The sequence below is a fragment of the Kitasatospora sp. MAP5-34 genome (assembly GCF_029894335.1).
GTDB lineage: Bacteria > Actinomycetota > Actinomycetes > Streptomycetales > Streptomycetaceae > Kitasatospora.
Genome location: NZ_JARXZC010000003.1, coordinates 39,626 through 61,180, shown reverse-complemented (window position 1 = coordinate 61,180; position 21,555 = coordinate 39,626). Strand labels below are relative to the sequence as shown.

21 protein-coding genes and 1 pseudogene are annotated in these 21,555 nt (G+C 72.7%); 18 read left to right on the top strand and 4 right to left on the bottom strand.

Translation table 11 applies throughout. The annotated features are described in order from the left end of the window. Window positions 1–311: 311 nt before the first annotated feature. On the bottom strand, window positions 312–767 hold the full coding sequence (locus P3T29_RS03940; protein ID WP_280714835.1) for a MaoC family dehydratase: 456 nt from the start codon (window positions 765–767) through the stop codon (window positions 312–314). A gap of 65 nt (window positions 768–832) precedes the next feature. Then, on the bottom strand, window positions 833–1,279 hold the full coding sequence (locus P3T29_RS03935; protein WP_280714834.1) for a pyridoxamine 5'-phosphate oxidase family protein: 447 nt from the start codon (window positions 1,277–1,279) through the stop codon (window positions 833–835). Between the two features lie 146 nt (window positions 1,280–1,425). Here P3T29_RS03935 and P3T29_RS03930 point away from each other — a divergent pair, with 146 nt between their 5' ends. From P3T29_RS03930 to P3T29_RS03865, 14 genes are all read left to right on the top strand, one after another. Next, window positions 1,426–2,280 carry a hypothetical protein gene (locus P3T29_RS03930; RefSeq protein WP_280714833.1) on the top strand — a complete coding sequence of 285 codons (855 nt, stop codon included), beginning with the start codon at window positions 1,426–1,428 and terminating at the stop codon, window positions 2,278–2,280. A gap of 138 nt (window positions 2,281–2,418) precedes the next feature. Further along, a complete protein-coding gene (locus tag P3T29_RS03925; RefSeq protein ID WP_280714832.1) occupies window positions 2,419–3,042 on the top strand; it encodes a hypothetical protein in 624 nt (207 codons plus the stop codon). A gap of 209 nt (window positions 3,043–3,251) precedes the next feature. After that, the gene (locus P3T29_RS03920; protein WP_280714831.1) at window positions 3,252–3,983 is read left to right on the top strand and encodes a hypothetical protein; all 732 of its coding nucleotides are present in this window, start codon (window positions 3,252–3,254) and stop codon (window positions 3,981–3,983) included. 43 nt (window positions 3,984–4,026) lie between these two features. Beyond that, window positions 4,027–4,815 carry an SAF domain-containing protein gene (locus P3T29_RS03915; protein ID WP_280714830.1) on the top strand — a complete coding sequence of 263 codons (789 nt, stop codon included), beginning with the start codon at window positions 4,027–4,029 and terminating at the stop codon, window positions 4,813–4,815. Further along, window positions 4,815–5,855 carry a hypothetical protein gene (locus tag P3T29_RS03910; protein WP_280714829.1) on the top strand — a complete coding sequence of 347 codons (1,041 nt, stop codon included), beginning with the start codon at window positions 4,815–4,817 and terminating at the stop codon, window positions 5,853–5,855. The genes P3T29_RS03915 and P3T29_RS03910 overlap by 1 nt, the downstream gene beginning before the upstream one ends. Then, window positions 5,845–7,458, top strand: a complete 1,614-nt coding sequence (locus tag P3T29_RS03905) for a CpaF/VirB11 family protein (protein ID WP_280714828.1) — start codon at window positions 5,845–5,847, stop codon at window positions 7,456–7,458. The genes P3T29_RS03910 and P3T29_RS03905 overlap by 11 nt, the downstream gene beginning before the upstream one ends. After that, on the top strand, window positions 7,458–8,468 hold the full coding sequence (locus tag P3T29_RS03900) for a type II secretion system F family protein (protein WP_280714827.1): 1,011 nt from the start codon (window positions 7,458–7,460) through the stop codon (window positions 8,466–8,468). Before P3T29_RS03905 ends, P3T29_RS03900 begins: the two co-directional genes overlap by 1 nt. After that, window positions 8,465–9,349, top strand: coding sequence for a hypothetical protein (locus P3T29_RS03895; RefSeq protein WP_280714826.1), 885 nt, complete (start codon window positions 8,465–8,467; stop codon window positions 9,347–9,349). The genes P3T29_RS03900 and P3T29_RS03895 overlap by 4 nt, the downstream gene beginning before the upstream one ends. Window positions 9,350–9,384: 35 nt before the next feature. Then, on the top strand, window positions 9,385–9,642 hold the full coding sequence (locus tag P3T29_RS03890) for a hypothetical protein (RefSeq protein ID WP_280714825.1): 258 nt from the start codon (window positions 9,385–9,387) through the stop codon (window positions 9,640–9,642). A gap of 134 nt (window positions 9,643–9,776) precedes the next feature. Then, entirely contained in the window at window positions 9,777–10,142 is a 366-nt protein-coding gene (locus P3T29_RS03885; RefSeq protein WP_280714824.1) for a pilus assembly protein, read from the top strand. Beyond that, entirely contained in the window at window positions 10,142–10,630 is a 489-nt protein-coding gene (locus tag P3T29_RS03880; protein WP_280714823.1) for a TadE/TadG family type IV pilus assembly protein, read from the top strand. Before P3T29_RS03885 ends, P3T29_RS03880 begins: the two co-directional genes overlap by 1 nt. Before the next feature lie 25 nt (window positions 10,631–10,655). Further along, window positions 10,656–11,102, top strand: a complete 447-nt coding sequence (locus tag P3T29_RS03875) for a hypothetical protein (protein WP_280714822.1) — start codon at window positions 10,656–10,658, stop codon at window positions 11,100–11,102. 128 nt (window positions 11,103–11,230) lie between these two features. Beyond that, window positions 11,231–14,788 carry a LysM peptidoglycan-binding domain-containing protein gene (locus tag P3T29_RS03870; RefSeq protein WP_280714821.1) on the top strand — a complete coding sequence of 1,186 codons (3,558 nt, stop codon included), beginning with the start codon at window positions 11,231–11,233 and terminating at the stop codon, window positions 14,786–14,788. A 113-nt stretch (window positions 14,789–14,901) separates the two neighbouring features. Next, window positions 14,902–15,369, top strand: a complete 468-nt coding sequence (locus tag P3T29_RS03865) for an NADAR family protein (protein ID WP_280714820.1) — start codon at window positions 14,902–14,904, stop codon at window positions 15,367–15,369. A 61-nt stretch (window positions 15,370–15,430) separates the two neighbouring features. On the opposite strand, the pseudogene P3T29_RS03860 reads toward P3T29_RS03865, so the two are convergent. Beyond that, a pseudogene (locus tag P3T29_RS03860) lies at window positions 15,431–15,565 on the bottom strand (IS630 family transposase); the annotation flags it as partial. A 213-nt stretch (window positions 15,566–15,778) separates the two neighbouring features. Between P3T29_RS03860 and P3T29_RS03855 the strand changes: the two are divergent. Next, window positions 15,779–16,222, top strand: coding sequence for an SgcJ/EcaC family oxidoreductase (locus tag P3T29_RS03855; RefSeq protein WP_280714819.1), 444 nt, complete (start codon window positions 15,779–15,781; stop codon window positions 16,220–16,222). 101 nt (window positions 16,223–16,323) lie between these two features. Here the strand turns inward: P3T29_RS03855 and P3T29_RS03850 are convergent, their stop codons facing one another. Beyond that, entirely contained in the window at window positions 16,324–16,998 is a 675-nt protein-coding gene (locus P3T29_RS03850; RefSeq protein ID WP_280714818.1) for an SUMF1/EgtB/PvdO family nonheme iron enzyme, read from the bottom strand. Between the two features lie 97 nt (window positions 16,999–17,095). On the opposite strand from P3T29_RS03850, the gene P3T29_RS03845 reads away from it, so the two are divergent. The 3 genes from P3T29_RS03845 (at window position 17,096) to P3T29_RS03835 (ending at window position 21,429) form a co-directional block, all read left to right on the top strand. Further along, a complete protein-coding gene (locus P3T29_RS03845) occupies window positions 17,096–17,914 on the top strand; it encodes a hypothetical protein (protein ID WP_280714817.1) in 819 nt (272 codons plus the stop codon). 144 nt (window positions 17,915–18,058) lie between these two features. Then, complete coding sequence (locus tag P3T29_RS03840; RefSeq protein WP_280714816.1) at window positions 18,059–19,102, top strand: LD-carboxypeptidase; 1,044 nt, start codon at window positions 18,059–18,061, stop codon at window positions 19,100–19,102. A gap of 218 nt (window positions 19,103–19,320) precedes the next feature. Further along, window positions 19,321–21,429, top strand: coding sequence for a hypothetical protein (locus tag P3T29_RS03835; protein ID WP_280714815.1), 2,109 nt, complete (start codon window positions 19,321–19,323; stop codon window positions 21,427–21,429). The last annotated feature ends 126 nt before the right edge of the window (window positions 21,430–21,555 follow it).

The window sequence follows — 21,555 nt, the reverse complement described above, 5'->3', positions numbered from 1 at the left end:
GAGGTGACCCGAGAGCTCCAGGGGACTGGACTGGGCACGGAACCTCCATCGTCGGGACTGTCCGTACGGCGGGGTCGCCGCGGTCGACGGGCGTGTCCTTCCCAGCGGCAATCATCTCAACGGGACACTACCGGCCCCGGCCCGTCCGGACCTGGCGGCGAGCGCCGTTCGGCGTACGGGATCGGGCGTATTCGGTTTGGGGGCGCGAGGCTCTGCTTGATCAACTGCGTGCGCGAAATCGGAAGGCAACGGTCCGCACTCTCCCGCTTCGCGTAGCCCCCCGCGCCCCCGGTCCACCTCCCGCCGGGCGCTTATGCCGCGTAGAAGCGGGTGATCGTCTCGGCCACGCAGTGCGGCTTGGTGCCGGCCTCGCTGGTGATCGTGAAGCGGACCACGGCCTGGACCCCGCCGGGGACCTCGGCTGCCGAGACCAGTTCGGCCCGCGCGCGGACGGCGGTGCCGACCGGGACGGGGGCGGGGAAGCGGACCTTCTCGGAGCCGTAGTTGAGGGCCATCCGGACGCCCTCCACGCTGTAGCACTCCTTGGCCAGCACCGGGATCAGCGAGAGCGTCAGGTAGCCGTGCGCGATGGTGCCGCCGAACTGGCTCTCCTTGGCGCGCTCCGGGTCCACGTGGATCCACTGGTGGTCACCGGTGGCCTCGGCGAACAGGTTCACCCGCTCCTGGTCTATGGTGTGCCACTCGCTGGTGCCCAGCTCGGTGCCGACGGCTGCGGTCAGGTCGGCGAGGGAGGCGAAGGTCGTCACAACGTGCTCCTGGGGGGATGCGCCTGGCAGGACTCCGGAGAGTATGCCTACTCGCGGGTCAGCTGTCAGCGGGGGCACCCCGCGCCGGAGTGCGCCCCTTGCGGCGACGAGCGCAGCCGACGGCCGCTGACCAGCTCCGGAGTGAGCAGTACGAAGATCTGCCGATCGCCGTCGATCCAGGGGCGCGGGCCGGTGAGCAGCAGGTGCTCGTGCAGTACGGGGTCGCGGACCACCTCCGCGCGGCCGTGCACCAGCACGCTCCAGCCCGTCCGGGTGGCTGGGTCCAGTTGGTCGGCCTGGAAGGCGGCCACCGTGCCGTCGAGTGCGCGGACCGCGCCGTCGCCCGCCCGGAGCGCGAGCGCCAACCGCCCGTCGGCCCCGACCTCGAAGGCCACCGGGAGTACGGCCGGCAGCGCGTGTTCGGTGTACACCACGCGCCCGACGGGCACAGTGCCGAGCAGCCGCAGGCACTCCGCCTCGCCCAGGCTCTGCAAACGGTCGTCACGGTCCATGCCTCCGATGATGCGGCCCCCGCCCCGGTGCCACCAGGGTCCATGGTCCCTGACCTGGCCCGATTCGGACGGTCCCGCAGCAGCGATAGCTTGTCCGGCGTACGGGGCACACCGGACCCTGTGGAGCAAGGGAGGGGACGGTGCGGATGAGCGGCGGTATCGAACTGGTGGTGATCGGTGCGGACGGCGGCCCGGAGCGCGCCCACGCCGGGTCGGCCAGGGCGGCGGAGGGCGCGCGGCTGCTCGCGGACGCGCTGCCGGGCCGGTCCTTCGACGCGGGCACCCGGGGCTGCCGGGTGACGCTGGTGCCGCCGGAGGCGGACGCCAACGCCATGCTCACCGCGCTGCGCGCGGCGTCCCAGCGGCCGGCCCGCTGGCTGGTGGTCTGCCTGCTCGGTCAGGTCGCGGCCGACCCGCGCGGTAGACGGTTGGCGCTGGTGACGGGCGGGAGCACGCCGGACAACGCGTACCGGCGCGGGCTGGCCTGGGACTGGGTGGTCAGCACGATGGTCCACGGCGACCAGGAGGAGACCCTGCTGCTGGTCGACGCCGTCGCCGACCGGGCGGCGTGGGCGGCGCTGGAGCGCGGCGGCGAGGACGGGGCGGGGGAGCTGCTGGCGCACTCGCGGGTGCCGCTCTGGGGCCGGGTCGGGCTGTTCGCCGGACGGCGGGGCCAGGCGGTCCGCCGGGGCCGGGAGGCCGTACTGCCGGGCGGCGAGGGGTCGTTCAGCTGGGCGCTGGGGCGGGTGCTGGAGCAGGGCGTCCCCGGGGCGCCGGCCGCCGTCGGCCCGGAGGAGCTGCAGCCCGCCGTGGCGGCGGAGTTGCAGCAGGTCGGGCTGGACGGCGCGCGGCTGCTGGTGCCCGTACCCGGCGGCGGTGGCCGGTTGCTGATGCGCAATCGGGCCTCGGTGCGGGGCGCATTGGCCGGATTGTCGCTTTCCGACGAACTGTTGGCAGTTCTGTGGCGCGAAAGTGCCCCAACCGATCCGCCTTCCGCGTAAGGTCAAGTGGCCCGAGGTGTTGCCCGGGCGGGGCTGGTTGGCGAAGAATCGATGCCCCCGAAGGGCACCCGGCGGGACGGCGGTTTTTCTTCTGGCGACCACGGCCACTGACCGGGTCGGTCGCGATGAGGTGGGGCGATGCGGCAGCGCGGAATCATGATGCGCTCTGGGGTGGTTGGCGTTGGCGGGGTGTTTCTGCTGACGTTCTTGACCGCCTGCGGCGGCGACCCTTCGGCCGGTTCCGCCGACCGTCTCGCGACGCCCGGGGCCGGTCTCGGCCAGGCAGCTCCGGTAACTCCTTCGAGTGGTTCGGGCCCGGGTGCGATCGCCCCGACCGAGGGTCCGGTGGGGGCGATGGGGCGGGTGGTGCTGATGGCGTATCAGAGCTGGTGGGACGCTCAGACTGCGGCTTTCGGTCAATCGGATTCCGACGGTTCCCAGCTTCGGGCGCTCTCCACCGGATTGGCTCTGAGTCAGACGCTGGCCAGCCTGCACCAACTGCACGAAGCCAAGCTGGTGATGATTGGTGCACCACGTAACGCCCCGGTGGTCAAGACCCTCGATCTCACAACCGATCCGCAGACTTCGGTGATCGAGGACTGCCTCGATGTGACGGACTGGCACCAGGCCGATGCCGTGACCAAGACGCCGAAGGATCCGCCGCAGCGCCTCACCCGTTACACCGCCACTGTTTCGCTCCGTAAATCGGATGGCCGCTGGATGATCGTCGACTTCAAACGCGAGGTGGGCCGAACATGCTGAAGTCTGGTTGGCGAATGATGATTCGCGCCACCGTGCTGCTCGGAATGATCGCCGCCACGATCACCCCTGCGGTCGCCGCCGATCCGACGGGTGGTGTGAATCCGTGTGCGGTGAACGAAATCTGCATCGGTATCACCGAACCCGGCGGGAATCCGAGCCCCGGGAGTACCAGCCCCGGCGGGTCGGGGGGAGGCGGCGGAGGGGTGCAGATGTGCAGTTGGAACGGGCAGCAGTGGCCCTGTTGGGACAACGATCTCGGGTGGTTCAACACCTCCGACGGCTGCTACTACCACCGGTCGGATCCGCAGCCGCCGGCCGGTGACCCGGAGTGGGGCGGGAACGACCCGGCCAAGGGCGCGATGTACGAGGTCAACTGCCGTCAGGTCGGCGGCGGGCTGTCGCCCAAGCCACCGGAGTTCTTCGCCGCGCCGCCCGGTGGGGCGCCCCCGCCCGACAATCCGGTCGACCTCGGGTGGCAGGCCGCCGGGATGATCCAGTTGGCGGCGCCGAAGCTGCACGCCGCCCCGGCCGGTACCGCCCTGGTCGGCGCCCCGGTCTGGCTCTGGTACGAGCGGACGGCCGCCAGCGCCGGTCCGGAGTCCGCCACGGTGCCCGGCCGGCAGATCAGTGTCACGGCCACCGCCGTGGTCAAGAGCGTGCACTGGGACACCGGCGACGGCTCGCCGGGCCTCGACTGCACCACCCCCGGCACCCCGTACACCCCGGGCGCGCCCGCCGACGCGACCGACTGCGCCTACGTCTACAAGACCGGCTCGGCGCTCAAGGCGGACCACAACTTCTATCTGACCGCCGTGGTGACCTGGCACGTCACGGCCACGGTGGTGAGCACGCAGAAACAGGTCCTGGATTTTGACTACCAGGTCCCCGCCGACCAGCCGTTGCCGCTCCGCGTCGGCGAGATGCAGGTCCTCAACAACTGACCGTCAGCAACTGTCCCGCCCTCGTACGAAAGGCCGAAGCCCGGTGGAGAACCGAACCTTCCCGTCGCCGAGCCCCGGCACCGCCACCCTCGCCCCGGAGCCGGCGCGGGCGGCGCCGCACACGCCCCCGCGCACCCTGCGCGCCCGCCGCCGTAGGCCCGCCGTGCTCGCCATGGCGGTGGCGCTGATCGCGGCGGGCGGGCTCGGCGGCGCGGTGCTCTACAACAGCACCGGGCAGCGGATCGCCGTGCTGGCGGTGGCCCGTGACGTGCCGATGGGGCAGACGCTGACCGCCGACGACCTGGTGGTGGCCCGGATCGCCGGGGACCCGGCGCTGCGCCCGCTGGACGCCAGGGACCTCGGCCGGACGGTCGGTCTGCGCGCCACCACCGACCTGCGGCGCGGGGCCCTGCTGCTCAACGCGGACGTCACCGCCGCGCCGGTCGTCACGGCCGGTCAGGTGATCGTCGGCCTGGCGGCCAAGCACACCCAACTCCCGGCCACCAGGCTGCAACCCGGCCTGCGGGTGATCGTGGTCTCCACCCCCGACGCGTCCGGCTCCGCCGGCCAGGGCGGCACCACCCGGACCCCCGAGACGCTGCCGGCCACCGTGGTCACCGTCGGCAAGGTCGACACCGACGGCGGCCAGGTGGTCGACGTCGCGGTCGGTCTCGCCGACGGCTCGCGGCTCGCGCTCTGGGTGGCCGCCGGCAAGTTCCAGGTCATCCTGGCCGCCCACGCGGGTGACGCCGCGCCCTCCCAGCCCTCGTCGCCGTCGACCTCCCAGCCCTCCCAGCCCTCGCCGAGCGGCTCCGCCGGGAGTGGTAACTGATGGCGGTCGTCGCGGTGGTCGGCGGCCCCGGCGCGCCAGGTGCCACCACCTCGGCGCTGGCCCTGCTGCTCGCCTGGCCGCTGCAGCCCGGCCGCCGGATCCTGCTGGTCGAGTGCGACCCGGACGGCGGCGCGGTGCTCGCTGGTGCGCTGGAGGGCCGGGTCGAGGCGGTGTACGGGCTGCGCAACCTGGCCGTCGCGGACCGTCGCGGGCTGCTCGCGCAGACCCTCTGGGAGCAGCTGATCGACCTCTCCCCGGAGGGCAACGGCGAGCGGCTGCTACTGCCCGGGCTGACCGACCCCGCTCAGGCGCCCGGCCTCGCGTACACCTGGGAGCCGCTGATGGAGGCCCTGCACGGACTCGAACCGCAGGGCTACGACGTCATCCTGGACCTCGGGCGGTCCGGCGCGTCCGGCCCCGGCGCGGTGCTCGCCCGGCGGGCCGACGTGGTCGCCGTCGTGCTGCGCAGCACGCTGCGCGGGCTGAGCGCCGTCCGGCCCAGGCTCGCCTCGCTGCGGGAGGACCTGGACACCTCGGGCACCGGCGCGGACGCGCTGGGGCTGCTGCTGATCGCCGAGGGGCCGTACCCGGTCGTGGAGGTGTCCCGGCAGTTCGGGGTGCCGGCGCTCGGGCTGCTGCCGTACGCTCCCCGGATCGCGCGGGTGCTCTCCGACGGCGGGGACACCACCGACCGGCGGTTCGTCCGTTCGGAGTTGATGCGGACCGCCCGCTCGGCGGCCGACCAGATCCAGCTGCTGATCCGGCGCCGCCGCCAGCGCCTCGCTCCGGCCGCCGTCGCCGCCGAGCAGGTCCCGCCGGTGGCGATACCGGGCGGGCAGAGCGGGCCGGAAGCCCCCGAGTCGCACCCGCTGGCCTACCCCCAGCACCCGTATCCGCAGTACGCGTACCCCCAACCCCCGTACCCCGAGCCGCAGTATCCGGCGCCGCAGGTGCCCCAGCCGGCTGCCCCGGCGCCCTTCCCCGCCCAGCCGCCGCACCCGCAGCAGATCACCTACGGGGAGGTGCTCCGTGCGCGGTAGTCCGCTGCACCAGGGCCCGGTCCCCGCGCAGCCCGGTGGTCCGGCCGCGCTGCCCTGGGCCGTCACCGCGCCGCCGGCGCAGGTCGCCAGAGCGTCGACCACTGCCGCGCCGGTCGGCCAGTTCACGTCGGGCCAGTACACAGCAGGCCAGTTCGCGCCCGGCCCGGTCCGGGCGGTACCCGCGCTGCAGCCCGTCGGGGTGCAGCCGTCCGGGGTGCGGGCCGCCGTGGACCAGCAGGTCGCGCGGGAGCTGAAGCGGCAGGTGGCGGCCGAACTCCACCAGCAGCTCTCCCGGTTGGCCGACGGCTCCGGCCTGGAGGCCGACCGGGCGACCCGCCGCCAGCGCGGGCGGGCGCTGATCGAGGAGGCCGTCGCCCGCTGGTCCGACGCGTACGCGCAGACCCACGGCATCCCGCCCACCCGCGAGCAGGACCGGGCGCTCTCCGAGGTGGTCTACGACCTGCTGTTCCGGGCCGGCCGCCTCCAGCCCTACCTGGACGACCCGGAGATCGAGAACATCCTGATCAACGGCTGCGACGACGTCTGGATCTCCCGCGTCCACCAACCGCTGCGCCAGGTGCCGCCGGTGGCCGACACGGACGAGGAACTCATCGAACTGCTACAGGACTTGGCCCGCCAGCACGGCGGTGGCGAACGCAGTCTCTCCACCGCCAGCCCGACTCTCGCGCTGCGCCTGGAGGGTGGCATGCGCCTGCAGGCCCTCACCGAGGTGACACCCCGCCCGTACGTGGCGATCCGCCGCCACCGGGTCGCCTCGGCGACCCTGCCGGACCTGGTCGAACTCGGCACCCTGGATTCGACCTTGGCGGCCTTCCTGGCGGCGGCGATCCGGGCCAGGAAGAACGTGATGATCACCGGGACGCAGGGCGTCGGCAAGACCAGCCTGCTCCGCGCGATGGCCGGCGAGATCCCGCCGGACGAGCGGATCGGCACCCTGGAGTCCGAGTTCGAGCTCTGGCTGCACACCCTGGGACACCTGAAGCAGGTCGTCCCGATGGAGGCCCGTGAGGGCAACGGCGAGCGGGTGGACGGCCGTTCGGCGGGCGAGCTGACGATCGGCGAGCTCATCCCGGCGGCACTGCGGATGACCCTCTCCCGGATCATCGTCGGCGAGGTCCGCTCCGCCGAGGTCGTCCCGATGCTGCGGGTGATGACCAACGGCGAGGGCGGCTCGATGTGCACCCTGCACGCGCGCGCCCCGCACATGGTGGTCGACCGGATCGCCGAACTCTGCCTGGAGTACGGCGCCCACATGACCGACAGCCTCGCGTACCGGCTCACCGCCAACGCCGTCGACCTCATCGTGCACGTCGCGATGGTCGACGAGACGGCGGTCGGCGGACGCCGCCACCGCTTCGTCTCGCACGTCCTGGAGATCACTGGACTCGGTGAGAGCGGCCGCCCGGCGATGAACACCGTCTTCGGCCCGCGCCCGGACCTGGGCGAACCGCGTGCCGTCCCGCACACCCCGCCGCAGTGCCTGGACGACCTCCGGCGGACGGGCTTCGACGCGGGGCTGCTCCAGTCCCCGTACGGGAGTTGGAGCGCGCCGCTGGCGCTGCGGATCGGTGGGGTGCGCTGATGCTGCTCTTCGTACTGTGCGGCCTGCTGGTCACCGGAGGCGCCGTCGCGCTGGTGGCCGGACTGGTCGGCACGAGCAACCCCGCCGGGGCGGACCGCAGTCCGCTGGCCGGCCGGGCTCACACCTTCTGGTACGGCGCACCCGGCACGGCCTCCCCGCAGGTCGCCCGACTGCGCCGGATCCAGACGGCGTTGGCGCTGGTGGGCGCGCCGCTCGGCTGGCTGTTCACCCGGATCCCGCTCACCGCCGTGCTGGTCCCGCTCGCCGTCTTCGGCCTGCCCTGGCTCTTCGACGCCACCCGCTCCGACACCCGCCGGATCGAGCGGCTGGAGGCCCTCGCCGAGTGGACCCAGCGGCTCGCCGACGTACTGCTGCTCGGCGTCGGCCTCAACCAGGCGATCCTGACCAGCCGTCGGACCGCACCGCCCGCCCTGGACGCCGAGATCGCCGAACTCGCCGCCCGGCTCCAGTCCCGCTGGCGCCCCGAGGACGCGCTGCGGGCGTTCGCCGACGGGTTGGCCGACCCGACGGCCGACAAGGTGCTCGCCGCGCTGGTGCTGCGGGCCGGTGACAGCGGCCCGGGCCTGGCCCGGGCGCTCGCCGACCTGGCGGACTCCGTCCGGGAGGAGGTCCGCCAGCGCCGCACGATCGAGGCGGACCGGGCCAAGCACCGCACCACCATCCGCTGGCTGGTCACCATCATCCTGCTGGTCGTCACGGCCGGTTCGTTCAACGATCGCTACACCGCGCCGTACAGCACCTTCGTGGGCCAGGTGGTGCTCGGCGTGGTGGCGGTGGCCTTCGTCCTGGTGATCGGCTGGATGCGCTCGCTGGCCAGCCACACCCCGCCGCCGCGCCTGCTGGAGCCGGACCGCCGCAGCAAGGCCGGTCCGCTCCCCAGCGGTCCGCTGCCGGGTGATCCGGCGGCGGGCGAGCCGCTGCCGGGCGGCTCACTTTCGAGCTACCAACCTGTCGACGAGAGCGGCCCGTTGCTCAAGGAGACCCGATGATCTCCCCCTGGGCCGTACTGGCGGGCGCCGCCGTCGCCGGCGGGGTCGCCGTGCTCGCCGCCGAACTCCGCCCGGCACCACCCGACTTGGGGCAGGCGCTGGACCGGCTGCACCGTGCGCCGGCCGACCGCACCGACGACCTGGAACAGCGCCTGCCCTGGTACGACCGGCTCGGCGCCGGCTCGCTCCGGCTGCCCGGAGCCCGGATCCCGCACCAGCAACTGGCGTTGATCGGGCGCACTCCGGCCCGGTTCATGGCGCACAAGCTGCTCTTCGCCCTGATCGGGCTGCTGCTGCCCGGCTACGCCTCGGCGATGGCCGTCCTCACCGGGGCCGCGTTGCCGGTCGCGGTGCCGCTGGCGGCGGGCCCGGCGCTGGCGGTGCTCGGCTGGCTCGTACCCGACGCCATCGTCAGCGGCGAGGCCAAGGAGGCGAAGGCGGAGTACCTGCACGGCATCGCCGCGTACCTCGAACTCGTCGCCCTGGAGCGCGCCGCCGACCTCGGCCCGGCGGAGGCGCTGCGCCGGGCCGCCGCCGTCGGCCGGGGGACGGTCTTCCGCCGGATCCGGGACGCCCTCGAACGGGCCGCCACCGACCGGCTGCCGCCCTGGGACGGGTTGGACGCGCTCGCCGAGGAGCTCGGGCTGACCCCGTTGCAGGACGTCGCGGACATCATGCGGATCTCCGGCACCGACGGCGCCGCCGTGTACGACACGCTCCGGGCGAGGGCCAAGGGCCTGCGCGGCGAACTGCTCGCCGCCGACCTGGCCCGGGCCAACACCGACAGCGAGCGGATGGTCGCGCCCGGCTCCCTGCTCACCCTGCTGATGACCGCACTGATCGTCTTTCCCGCGCTGTACCAGATGCTCAACGTCGCCTGACCACAGAGAAATCCCCTTCCCCCGGAGGAACCGACATGACCCGCTCGCGGAACCTGATCGCCGCCCTGCTGCTGCCGCTGCTCCTGCCCGTACAGCTCGGCCTGGTCGCCCTGCGCTACCGGACCGGCCGCGTCCGCGCCGCCCGCGCGGTCGGGGACCGGGGTGCGATCAGCATCGAACTCGCCCTTGCCGTCGTCGCGTTGGTGACCATCGCGATCGGGGTCGTGGTGGCGCTGAACGCACTGGCCGGCAAGGTCAAGACCCAGGTCTCGACCGTCCCGGTCGCTCCATGATCCGAACGACCCGACGCTGCCGCCGACTCCCGGGCCGAGGGGCACCGGACGAGCGGGTATCGGATGGGCGGAGGCTGGAGGGGCGGGTGCCGGACCAGCGGGTACCTGACCGGCGGAGGCCGGACCGGGGAGCGATGACGATCAGTCTGGCGATCGTCTTCCCGGCGGTGCTGACCATCGTCCTGCTCGTGGTGCAGGCCGCCCTCTGGTGGTACGCCAGCGAGGTCGCGCTCACGGCTGCCCGGGAGGGCGCGGACGCGGGCCGGATCATGGGAGGCACCCAGGCGGCCGCCGATCAGCGGGTCACGGACTTCCTGGGACGGTTCGGCAGCCTCGCCCGACCGGCCGGGACGGACATGGGCGGCACGGACGGCACCACCTTCCATATCAGCGTCACCGTAAAGCCGTTGAACGTCCTGCCGATGCTGACCATGCCGGATGTCACCCGGTACGTGGATGCGCCCCGGGAGAAGTTCGTCCCGCAGGGAGGGCAGCCGTGATGAGCGCAGCTGTAGCCAGGGCAGCCGGGGTCAGGGCGGTCACGACCAGGGCGGGAGCGGTGCGACGGCCGCCGGATTCGGGCAGCGTCGCGGTCGAGGCGGCGATCCTCGTACCGGCGGTAGTCGCGCTGGTACTGATCGTTGCGGGAGTCGGGCGTATTCAGACCACCGGCGGGGTAGTTGATGCGGCAGCCCGTGCAGGTGCCCGGGCCGCCTCGCTGGCGCGTACCCCGGAGGGCGCTCAGCAGGCGGCCGAGGATGCCGCGCGGGACGTGTTCGACAAGCAGCACGTACCGTGTACCGACCTCCAGATCTCTCAACCCCCTTCCGACCCGGTGACGATAGGGACCGAGGTGCTGCAGACCGTGGATGTCAGGGTGACCTGCAATGTCCCGCTCGGGTACCTGGTGGTGGACGGTACGCCGGGCAGCAAGACGCTGAAGGGCGAGTTCGTTTCGGTGGTCGACCGCTACCGGAGTGCAGGGTGAACGACCGGCTGGGGGAGGGGAATTGATGCTACGCCGACGCGCACCACTAGGCCCGGTCCGGGGAGCGCCGGACGCGGGGGCCGTCTCGATCTTCGTGGCGGTGACCGTCGCGGGCCTGATGCTGGTCTCCGCCGTCGTGCTGGACAGCTGCGGCCGCCTGCGGGACATGGAGTACGCCGATGCCATCGCCCAGGAGGGGGCCCGGGTCGCCGGGCAGCAGCTCGACGAGTCCGCGCTGCTCCAGGGCGACTACCAGGTCCAGGAGCGGGGCACCATCGCCCAGGACGCCGCGAACGCCTACCTGATGCAGAAGTACGGCCTTTCCTGCCAGGTGAGTTTCAAGGACGCCCACACCGTCGAAGTCAGCATCAGCAAGAGCTACCACACCGTCCTGCTCGGACAGGACTTTCCCGTGTCCGGGCACGGGACGGCCACCCTGGTACACGGAGTCACGAAAGCGGAGAACGGCTGATGGCCGCGCCACGAGCGAAAGACCACGCCCACAGCGCCCACAAGGGTGCTCAGGTCCCACCTGTCCCACCCGGGCGCAGGCCCGTTCCGCTGCGGCCGCACCGCCGCCGCCGGCGGCCGGCCGGTTTGGTGGCCGCCGCACTCGGCTCCCTACTGGTGCTGGCCGGGTTGCTGGTCGGCCTGCCGGCGCTGCTGCTGTACGGGACCACCGCTGTCGCCGGGATGGGCGGCGCGACCGGTGGCGGGTTCGTGGAGCTGCTCACCAGCCCGGATGACGGGCGGCTCTTCCTGTGGGCCCTGGTGGTGGTCGGCTGGGTGGCCTGGTTCTGCTTCGCCGCCGCCGTACTGCTGGAGATCCCGGCCCAGTTGCGCGGCCGGATCGCCCGGCGGATCCCAGCCTTCGGCTGGAGTCAGCGGCTGGCCGCCGGGCTGGTCGGCTCGGTCATCGCGCTGCTGCCGGTGGCCGGTTCGGCGTTCGCCGCCGTACCGGAACGGGCCCCCGCCGTCTCCGCGCCCGCCCAGTTAACCGCGAGCCCGCAGTATGCGGCGCTCCCCGCCGGCTCGGCGGTGCCCGCACCGGCGCCCGCCGCCGCGCAGCAGCCGACCTACACCGTCCGCGACACCCGCCCTGCCGACAGTCTCTGGTCCATCGCCGAGCGCCAACTCGGCTCCGGTGAGCGGTGGGTGGAGATCGCCAAGCTCAACAACGGTCGGCAGATGGATGATTCGGGAGACCGCTTCGACGCGGACCGGTCCATCCAGCCGGGTTGGCAACTGCTCATGCCGTCCGACGCCAAGGCCGATCAGTCGGCGCCCGCAAGCCCGCAGCCGGTGGCCGCCCCGGCCGCCGGCAGTGGGGAGCACCAGGCCACCGTACGCTCCGGCGACACCCTGTCGGCCATCGCGCAGCGGGAGATGGGCAGTTCACAGGACTGGCCGAAGCTGTTCGAGGCCAACAAGGGGGCCAAGGCACCGGACGGCGAGCAGCTGACCAACCCGGACATGCTGGTCCCGGGCACGGTCCTCACTGTCCCCGGCACCGCACCGGCGCCCCAGCCCGTGACCCCTGCCCGGCCCGTGACGCCCCCGGTCACGCCCCCGGTCACGCCCCCGGTCACGTCGTCGGTGAGCCCGCTGGTCACGCCTCCCGTCACCCCGCCGGTCACCCCCGCGCCGACCGGCAAGCCCCCTGCGTCCAAGCCGTCCGCGCCCGCCAGGACGACCACTCCCGTCAAGGCGTCCACGCCCACCGCACCCACTGCGGCCACCGCGCCGAGCGGCGACTACACGGTCTCGCTCGCCGCGTCGACGGTCGGCGTCCTGCTGGCCGCCATCATGATCGGCGCGGTGTCGCGCCGGCGTGGCGACCAGCAGCGCGCCCGCCGCCCCCGGCACCGGATCGCGCTGCCGCCCCAGCCGGCCGCCGCCTTCGAAGCAGAACTGAAGGTTCGTCAGAGTGCCTCCGGCATCGACCTGTTGGACCGCGCACTGCGTACGCTGGCGCGCAACACCGTACGCTCCGGCAAGCGCCTCCCCGCGCTGGTCGCGGTCCGGGTCACCCCGGGCCGGACCATCGAGCTGCACCTCGCCGCGCCCGCCGCCCCCGTCGCTCCCTTCCGTGCCGCGCATGCCCCGAACGTCTGGTGGTGCCCGGAGGACTCGTCCGAGCTGCTCTCCGCCTCGCAGGCGGCCAAGAGTTCGGCGCCGTACCCGGCCCTGGTCACCCTCGGCGGCGCGCCGGACGGCTCGGTGGTGCTCGCGGACCTGGAGACCGTACGGCTGATGCACCTCTCCGGGCATCCGGACGACGCCCGCGACGTACTGCGCACGCTGGCCGTCGAGTTGGCCCACAGCCCGCTCGCCGACCGGCTCCACCTGCACCTGGTCGGTATCCCGGACGACCCGGCGATCAGCGGACCGGCCGCCGAACGCGTGCACCGGTACGACACTCTCCAGGAGGCCCTCACCGCCCTCGGGCCGCGTACCGCACGCGCCCGCGCCACCCTGGTCGCGGCGGAGGCGACCAGCCCGCGCGAGGCGCGCAGCCGGGGTGACGCGGACGAGTCCTGGGTGCCGGAGATCGTGCTCTCCGTACAGCCCCCGAGCGGCACCCTCCCCGCCGAACTCGGCCGGCTGCTGGACGGCACGCCGCGCACCTGCCTGGCCGTGATCGCCCGGGCCCCCGAGCGCGGCAGCGGACCGGTGGCCCGGTGGACCCTGCCCAGCACCGGCATGGCCACCATCCCCGGCCTGCACCTCGGCGTCGAACTCCAGCGCCTCAGCCAGGAGCAGTACGACCAGTGGGGCGATCTGCTGCGCAGCTCCGGCGACAGCACCCAGCACCCGGCGCCCGACTGGACGCTGGACGGTCCGGGCGTCGACTCGAACTCGGACTCGGACTTCGAGCCGGCCGAACTCCCTCTCCCGGCACCGGTCCTGGTCTCGATCGGCGCGCGTTCGGAGGAGCCGGTGGTCCAGGTGGTCCAGCAGGTGACGGCCAGGGTGATCGGTACCGGCGCCAGCCCGTTCGCGGGCATCAGCCCGGTGGCGACGCCTCCTGCGCAGCGCTCGTACCGGAAGAACGCCAACAGCCTCGGGCTGCACGCGGCCAGAACCCCGGAGGCGCCAGAAGTCCCGCCTGTTCCGGACGCCCCGGACGCTCCGGACGCTCCTGAGGCGCTGGAGCCCCCCTCGCCCCCGGCTGCCCCCGCTCCGGCGCCGACGCCCGCGCCGGTCGAGCCCAACCCCACCCACGACCCGGCACCCGCCCCCGACGCCCCGGGTGCCCCGGCGGCGCAGACCCGGCCGGTGGAGAACCTTCCGGTCACCCCGCCCGTCCCGACCACCCCCGCGTCCGTGCGGACGGACTGCGACGACCTGATCGCGATCCTCCGCTCCCCGGAGGCCCACACCGTCCGGACCGCACCCCGGATCCGGCTGCTCGGCCCGGTGGACATCCTGGGCGCCTCCGGGGCGGCCAACCCGGAGGCCGTACCCCGGCTCACCGAGCTTGCTGCCCTGCTCGCCCTGCGTCCGGGCGTCGAGCGGGACGTACTCGACCGTGCCCTGCACCCGGGGGCGGCCCACCTCGACCCACGCCTGACGGCCGACCGCCCCCCGACCCCGCTGCCGGGCCGGATCGCCGAACTGGCCTCCTGGTTCGGCAACTCCACCGACGGCCGGGCCTTCCTGCTCGCCGAATCCGCAGACGCACCGGACGGCTACTCCTTCGCGCCGACCGTCACCTGCGACTGGGACGAGTTCCGCAGCCTCTACCGGCGCGGCATGCGCAGCACCAGCAGCACCGCCGACGCCGCCCTCGCCCACGCCCTCGCCCTGGTCCGTGGCGCACCCTTCGCCGAGGCCCCGGCCGACGCGTACGCCTGGGCCGAGCCCGAACGGCAGGACATGCTCGCCGCGATCGTCGACACCGCCCACGAACTGGCCGCCCGCAGACTCCAGTACGGCGACCACCGCAGCGCCGAGGCCGCCATCTTCCGGGGCCTCGCCGTCGCCCCGGACGTCGAACTCCTGCACCGCGACCTCTTCTACGCCTACGCCTCCGCCGGCGCCCGCGATCAACTCGTCCGAGCCGTCAACCGCCTGGACGCCCTCAGCCGCCGCACCGGCCGCGACCTCGACCCCGACACCGTGGCCCTGCTCCGCGACCTGCTCTCGGGAGGGTGATCACGGCGCAGATTCTGGGATCCGCCGTTTCGTGAGCACTGTCGGCAAACCGGTTGCAAGCGCAGCCCGGCGCCTGAGACCGTGCGGGTTCCCGCAACTGCCACGAGGCTCGGATGACGATCTACTTCTACGGCGCCGACGAAGTCCCCTACGGCTGCTTCTCCAACTTCTCTGCGCACAGCCTGGACCTCGACGGACATCTGTGGCCGACCTCGGAGCATTACTTCCAGGCCCAGAAGTTCATCGGCACCCGCCATGCCGATCTCATCCGTCGGGCTCGCACGCCCTTGCGTGCCGCCGAGTTTGGCCGTGACCCGTCCAAACCGTTGCGGCGGGACTGGGACCGTGTCAAGGACGACGTGATGCGTCGTGCCGTGGCGACCAAGTTCCGAGCGCATGCGGACATCCGCGACATCCTGTTGTCCACCGCCGACGAAGAGATCGTCGAGGACACCACCACCGACCACTACTGGGGCCGAGGCAGGACTGGTACCGGCAAGAACATGCTCGGCCGGATCCTGATGCGCACCCGAAACCAACTCCGAGCAGAGGTCGGCGGAAGTGACGATCACTCCGGGTAATGCTCCGTGAAGGGATCGCCCATGGCGTGGCCAGGAGGGCCAGCGGGCTGGTCAGGCTGTGGAGGCCCTTCTCGCTGCGGATGCAGGCTCGCTCGCGGTGTTGGGCGGCCAGGACGTCGGGGTAGCGGGCGTTGGCGTTGCGCCAGCGCAGGTAGGCGTGCAGCGCGCGGGTCTGAACCGGGTAGTTGGGGTGGTTGATCCCCCGTCATGTCTGCGTGCTAGACAGAGGCGGCGATGGTTGGATCCGGAGCGCGCGATATTGTCCGCCAGAGGTACCTCGGGCCGGAGTGCTGGTGGCCTCGGTCGGCGATCGGGTCGTGCCGGTGTGCCTGGTTGACCCGGCCGGCTGCGAGGTGGTGGCGCCGGCTCCGGGGAATCCGGTCGAACCCACACGAGGAGTGAGTCAGCCTTGAACAGTCAGGAACCCGTCAACACCGGGATCGTCGACCCGGCCCGCCTCCCGTTCGCGTACGAGGACGCGCTCAACGCAGGGGACGCCGACGCCGTCCTCGCGCTGTTCCACCAGGACGCGACGATGCGCACCTTCACCGGCGAAGTCCTCACCGACCGGGAGGCGCTGCGCGCTGAGACGGTCCGGACGATCGCGGCTCAGGCGCGTCTGACCAACAAGCCCAAGGTCACCCTGATCGGGGGCGACACGGCCCTGATCATCGTCGATTGGAACCTCGAGGCGACGTCGCCGGACGGCACCCGGATCTCGCCGACCGGAACGACGACGGCCGTCGCCCGCCGGTCGGCCGACGGGTCGTGGCAGTTCGCCGTCCTCAACTGTCAGGGGACAGTTGGATCTCCCCAGTGGCAGACAACAGAGCTCCCCGCTGGTGGACGGTAAGAGTCCCCAGGCGGTCAGCAGTTCTCCCCAGTGGTCGGGGTCAGTTCAGGGGGACGACCCCTCGTCCGGTAGTGGCTTCGGCAAGCCGGTGGCTGGAGTGGTCAGTGCGTGGTGGAGCGCGCGAGGCGGAAGCCGACGTCGTCGACCTGGTAGGAGGGGTGGCTGCGGCGGCGGGCGGAGGCACGGCAGCTCCAGTGTTCGTCGAACCAGCCGCCGCCGCGCAGGACCCGGTAGGTGCCGTAGACCTCGGCGTCGTAGACGTCCCAGCACCAGTCCCAGACGTTGCCGAGCAGGTCGTGGAAGCCCCACGGGTTGGGCTGCTTGGCGCCCACCTCGTGGATTCGCTCCTGCGAGTTGCCCCGGTACCAGGCGATCTCGTCGAGTGGCCCGTAGTGCGGTCCGGTCGTACCGGCGCGGCAGGCGTGTTCCCACTCGGCTTCGGTGGGCAGGCGGTACCCGTCGGCGGAGGCGTCCCACTCGATGCCTTCGCCGTCGGGGTGGAGGTGGTAGGCGGGCGCGAACCCGTCGCGCTCGGACAGGGTGTTGCAGAACCGGACCGCGTCCCACCAGGAGACGCCTTCGACGGGCAGCCGGTCCCCTTGGGCCGTGCTCGGCCGCTGACCGGTGACCTGTGCGTACAGCGCCTGGGTGACCGGGAACGCCGCCAGCTCGTAGGGCGCGAGCTCGACCGGCCAACTGCGCTGCGTCCGCCGGTCCGACAGCGTCACCTGCCCCGGCGGGACGGTGATCATCTCGATTCCTGCGCTCGCGTCCATTGGCAGGTGATCCTACTGGTACCGATCGCGGGTGTGCTGCGCGGCCGGGCCAGGGGATGTTACGAAGAGCTCATCGGGATATGCCATCCTGTCCGCCATGACGACAGGTTCGACAAGCCAACTCCAGCAGGACAGAGCGCAGGCCCCCGTGCGGCACGCGCTGAGCAAGGTCCCGGAGGTGACAGCCCTCTTCTGGATCATCAAGGTGCTGACCACCGGCATGGGGGAGACGACCTCGGACTACCTGGCGAACCAGCTGCTCGGCCCGCCGGTCGCCGTCTGCCTGGCGGGTGTCGCGCTGGTGGCCGCGCTCGGGCTGCAGTTCTACGTCCGCCGGTACGTGGCCTGGATCTACTGGCTGGCCATCGTCATGGTCAGCGTCTTCGGCACGATGGCCGCCGACGTGCTGCACGTCGGGCTCGGTGTCCCCTATATCGCGTCGACGACGTTCTTCGTGCTCGCGCTCGCCGCTGTCCTCGGGCTCTGGTACACGACCGAGAAGACCCTCTCCATCCACAGCATCCACACCCGCCGTCGCGAGATGTTCTACTGGGCCACCGTCATGACGACCTTCGCGCTCGGTACCGCCGCCGGGGACCTGACCGCGGTGCCCTTGCACCTCGGGTACTTCTCCTCGGGCGTGATGTTCGCCGTCCTGTTCGCCGTCCCGGCGCTCGGTTTCTGGCTGTTCCGGCTGAACGCCATCGTGGCCTTCTGGTTCGCCTACATCGTGACCCGCCCGTTCGGCGCCTCGTTCGCGGACTGGGCCGGCGTGCCGCACAGCCGGGGCGGCCTGGCCCTCGGCACCGGCCCGGTCAGCCTGGCCGTGGCGGTCGTCATCCTCGGCCTGGTCGGCTACCTGGCGGTCAGCCGCAAGGACATCGCCACCGGTGGCCCGCAGCACTCCCGCCAGTAGCGCGGAGCGCGGCGGATACCGCGATCGGCAGGCTCCCGCGCGTTCGCCGCGCAGCGGAGCCTGCCGATCGCGGTATCCGCTGATCATCCGGTCCCCACCAAAATCGCTGGGGATCGGATGATCAGCCCTCGTAGGATTTCCGGCATGACACAGCCTGCCTACCCGGCCAAGCCCAGCCCCGGTGACCGCGTCGCCGTCGTCTCGCCCGCCGCCGGGTTGCCCGAGGTGCTGCCCCTGCCGTTCGACCTCGGCCTGCGCCGCTTGGTGGAGGAGTACGGCCTGGAGCCGGTGGAGTACCCGACCACTCGCCGACTCGGTGCGACCGCTCGCGAGCGGGCCGCCGACCTGCACGCGGCCTTCGCCGACCCGGAGATCAAGGCCATCGTCGCCAGCATCGGCGGCGACGACCAGATCACCGTACTGCCGTACCTGGACGCTGAGTTGATCCGGGCCAACCCCAAGCCGTTCTTCGGTTTCAGCGACAACACCAACCTGCTGATGTACCTGGGCAACCTCGGCATCGTCGGCTACCACGGCGCCGCCGTGATGACGCAGTTCGGCCGGGCCGGTGCGATGCACCCGCTGACCGACGCCTCCGTCCGCGCCGCGCTCTTCACCTCCGGCGAGTACGAGCTGACGCCTTCCCCGGACACCAACGACGTCGAACGCCCCTGGGAGGACCCGCGGACCTTCGACTCCGAGCCTGTGATGGAGCCCGCCGACGGCTGGTACTGGCACAAGGCCGACCGGGTGGTCGAAGGCGCGGCCTGGGGCGGCTGCGTCGAGGTGCTGGCCCAACTGCTGATGGCGGACCGGGAGATCCGTCCGGTGGCCGAGTACCAGGGCGGGGTGCTCTTCCTGGAGACCTCGGAGCTGCTCCCGAGCGCGGACGAGGTGTACCGGATCCTGCGGAGCATGGGTGAGCGCGGGCTGCTGCGGCAGTTCCCGGCCCTCCTGATGGGACGCGCCCGGGCCTGGTCCTTCGCCCAGCCGAACGACGCCGCCGGACGCGAGCGCTACCGGGCCGAGCAGCGGGCGGTCGTGCTGCGGGCGCTCGCCGAGTACGCGCCGGACACCATGGCGGTCTTCGACGTCGACCTCGGCCACACCGACCCCCAGGTGGTGATCCCGTACGGCGGCCTGGTCCGGGTCGACGGCCCGGCCCGGCGGATCGTCGTCACCTACTGATCCGCTCCGGATCCCTGCCTGATCCCCCCCAGATCTTCTCCTGATCTCCTCCTGATCCGCTGCTGATCAGCACCGGTCGGCCTCAGGTCACATGATCCAGCCCCGGCCTGGATCGGCCGAGGGAATACCCCGTAAGGTGGCGAGAGCGGGCGTGGTGGCCGACACCACTGCGGACAGGTGTACGTCGCGAGAGCGGCGGGGCGGGGTGGTGACCGGCGGTGGCTGACGTGACATCGACCTCCGGGGGCGCTGAGTGGTACTCGGCGGCGGCGGAGGAGACCACTGTGCTGCCTCCGTACGAGGAGACCCTGCCGGCGGTGGAGCGCACGGCCGTCATGCCGCGCATCACCGATGCCTTCGAGCCGCCGGTCGTCGCACCGGCACCGGCACCGGTGCCGCCGCCGCCCGTCGGCTGGGCGCCCGCGATGCCACCCGTACCCGTGAAACCGCCGGTACCGCCGGCGATGCCGCTCACCAAACCCGTGGCCGCCCCCATGGCTACTCCCATGACCGCTCCCGTGGCGCCCGCCGCCCAGGCTCCGATGGGTCTGGGCGGTGGACCGCGTGGCCGGATCCTGCTCGTCGAGGGCGGCTACGGCGGTCCCGGCCGTCGGCCCTGGGGGCGGGCGGGGTCGGCGCAGGCGCCGATACTGTCCGCGATGCTGGCGGCCGTCTCGCCGCAGATCCTGCTCGCCGCCGACGCGGTGGACGCCGTCCATCTCCCGGGCGCCGCCGACCCGCAGAGCGTGCTCGCCCACCTGCGGGCAGCCGCCCGGCACCCCGGACCGATCCTGATCCACCTGGGCGGCCACCTGGTGACCGACCGGCGCGGCGAGCAGCTGTACCTGACGCTGCGTGACTCCAAGGCCGGTTCGCTGCGCCAGGACGCGCTGCCCTGGCAGGTGATCGCCGAGGAACTGCGGCACCGTCCGGCGGAGTGGGGCACCCTGGTGATCGCCGACCTGAGTGCTGATCAGGCCGCCTGGCCGCAGCTGCAGAGCTCGATCTCACCGCTGAAGGACGGCCTCCCGCTCTGGGCGGTGGTCAGTCCGGACCCGGACCGGATCGGCACCTTCACCCGGGCCCTGATCGAGGCGCTGCACGGCGGGCGTCCGGGCGCGGGGCCCGTACTGTCGCCGGAGCAGCTGCGCGGGCAGGTGCACTCGGTGCTGCGCCCCGATGTGATCATCTTTTCCTCGTACCCGGCCGACCGGCCGGTGTTCCGCAACACCGCCCGGGTACTGGGCGACGGCAAGCCCGAGCCCAAGCCGTGGGACGGGCCGCGTCCGGCGGCCGTCATGCCCAAGCCGGCCAACCGGACGGCGCGTCAGCGTCCGGCGGCGGGGAAGCGCGTGACGCTGGCCAAGGCCCTGGTCCCGTCGTCCCCCGAGGCGCAGACCAGGCTGTCGGGTGGGCCGGTGTCGCTGCTCAAGGCAGGTGTGCCGCCGACCCCGCCCCGCCCGCCCAGGCCGGTGTCGCTGCTGAAGTCGACCGGCCGTGCGGCGGAGCGGTCCGTGCCCACGGCGGTTCCGCCGGTCAGTCTCGTCAAGCCTGGGGCGGCCTACGTGCCGGTGCCCCGGCCCGGCGCGAGCCTGGGGGTCAGCCTCGTCAAGCAGCGGCCTGCCCTCCTTGAGCAGCCCGAGCCTGAGCGTCCCGTCACTCAGCCCGCTGCCGAACCCGAGCTCGAGCTCCCCACCACGCAGCCTGAACCCGAGCCCGAGCCCGAGCCCGAGCCCGAGCCCGAGCCCGAGCCCGAGCCCGAGCCCGAGCCCGAGCCCGAGCCCGAGCCCGAGCCCGAGCCCGAGCCGGAACCCGTGCCCGTGCCTGAAGCCGAGCCCGACCCGGCACAGCCCGAACCCGCCCGAGCCGAGCAGCCCGCCGCCGAGCAGGTCGACTACCGCGAGGCGATCGGCCGGATCGTCCGCAGCGCCGAAGCGGGCGAGCACGACACGGCCACCCAACTCGCCCTGGAGCTGGAGCAGTCGGCCGTGAGCGCGCACGGTCCGCTCGCTCCCGAGGTGCTCCAGGTGCGGCAGGTCCGTGCGCACGTCTCGCGGCTCGCCGGTCTGCCCGCAGTCGCTGCCGACCTCTACCGTGAGGTCGCGCTGACGCTGCTCCGCTCCGAGGGCCCGGAGCACCCGGACACCCAGCGGGCGGCGACCAACGCCGAGGCGTGCTGGCGGGCTGTCCCCGACCGGGCCGAGGCGATCCGGCTGGCTCCGGAGATCATCGAACTCCGTGCCCACCTGCCCGGTCCGGACGGTCGCAAACTCCGCGCGGCGGAGCGGTACCTCAAGCAGCTCGTCGCCGCCCAGCCGGCGGAGTAGTCCGGAACAGTCGGCAAGGTAGTCGGCGCAGCGCGTACGCAGCGACGCACACAGAACAGGTGCCCGGCCCCACCTCCGGGGGGAAGGCGGGACCGGGCACCCGGTTCGTTCGTAACTCAGTCAGCA

Bases quoted from the DNA above. Each gene is read 5' to 3' on its own strand.
- P3T29_RS03935 (WP_280714834.1), bottom strand. From the start codon at position 1,279: ATGGACCGTGACGACCGTTTGCAGAGCCTGGGCGAGGCGGAGTGCCTG.
- P3T29_RS03930 (WP_280714833.1), top strand. From the start codon at position 1,426: ATGAGCGGCGGTATCGAACTGGTGGTGATCGGTGCGGACGGCGGCCCG.
- P3T29_RS03925 (WP_280714832.1), top strand. From the start codon at position 2,419: ATGCGGCAGCGCGGAATCATGATGCGCTCTGGGGTGGTTGGCGTTGGC.
- P3T29_RS03920 (WP_280714831.1), top strand. From the start codon at position 3,252: ATGTGCAGTTGGAACGGGCAGCAGTGGCCCTGTTGGGACAACGATCTC.
- P3T29_RS03910 (WP_280714829.1), top strand. From the start codon at position 4,815: ATGGCGGTCGTCGCGGTGGTCGGCGGCCCCGGCGCGCCAGGTGCCACC.
- P3T29_RS03900 (WP_280714827.1), top strand. From the start codon at position 7,458: ATGCTGCTCTTCGTACTGTGCGGCCTGCTGGTCACCGGAGGCGCCGTC.
- P3T29_RS03895 (WP_280714826.1), top strand. From the start codon at position 8,465: ATGATCTCCCCCTGGGCCGTACTGGCGGGCGCCGCCGTCGCCGGCGGG.
- P3T29_RS03890 (WP_280714825.1), top strand. From the start codon at position 9,385: ATGACCCGCTCGCGGAACCTGATCGCCGCCCTGCTGCTGCCGCTGCTC.
- P3T29_RS03885 (WP_280714824.1), top strand. From the start codon at position 9,777: ATGACGATCAGTCTGGCGATCGTCTTCCCGGCGGTGCTGACCATCGTC.
- P3T29_RS03880 (WP_280714823.1), top strand. From the start codon at position 10,142: ATGAGCGCAGCTGTAGCCAGGGCAGCCGGGGTCAGGGCGGTCACGACC.
- P3T29_RS03875 (WP_280714822.1), top strand. From the start codon at position 10,656: ATGCTACGCCGACGCGCACCACTAGGCCCGGTCCGGGGAGCGCCGGAC.
- P3T29_RS03865 (WP_280714820.1), top strand. From the start codon at position 14,902: ATGACGATCTACTTCTACGGCGCCGACGAAGTCCCCTACGGCTGCTTC.
- P3T29_RS03850 (WP_280714818.1), bottom strand. From the start codon at position 16,998: ATGGACGCGAGCGCAGGAATCGAGATGATCACCGTCCCGCCGGGGCAG.
- P3T29_RS03845 (WP_280714817.1), top strand. From the start codon at position 17,096: ATGACGACAGGTTCGACAAGCCAACTCCAGCAGGACAGAGCGCAGGCC.
- P3T29_RS03840 (WP_280714816.1), top strand. From the start codon at position 18,059: ATGACACAGCCTGCCTACCCGGCCAAGCCCAGCCCCGGTGACCGCGTC.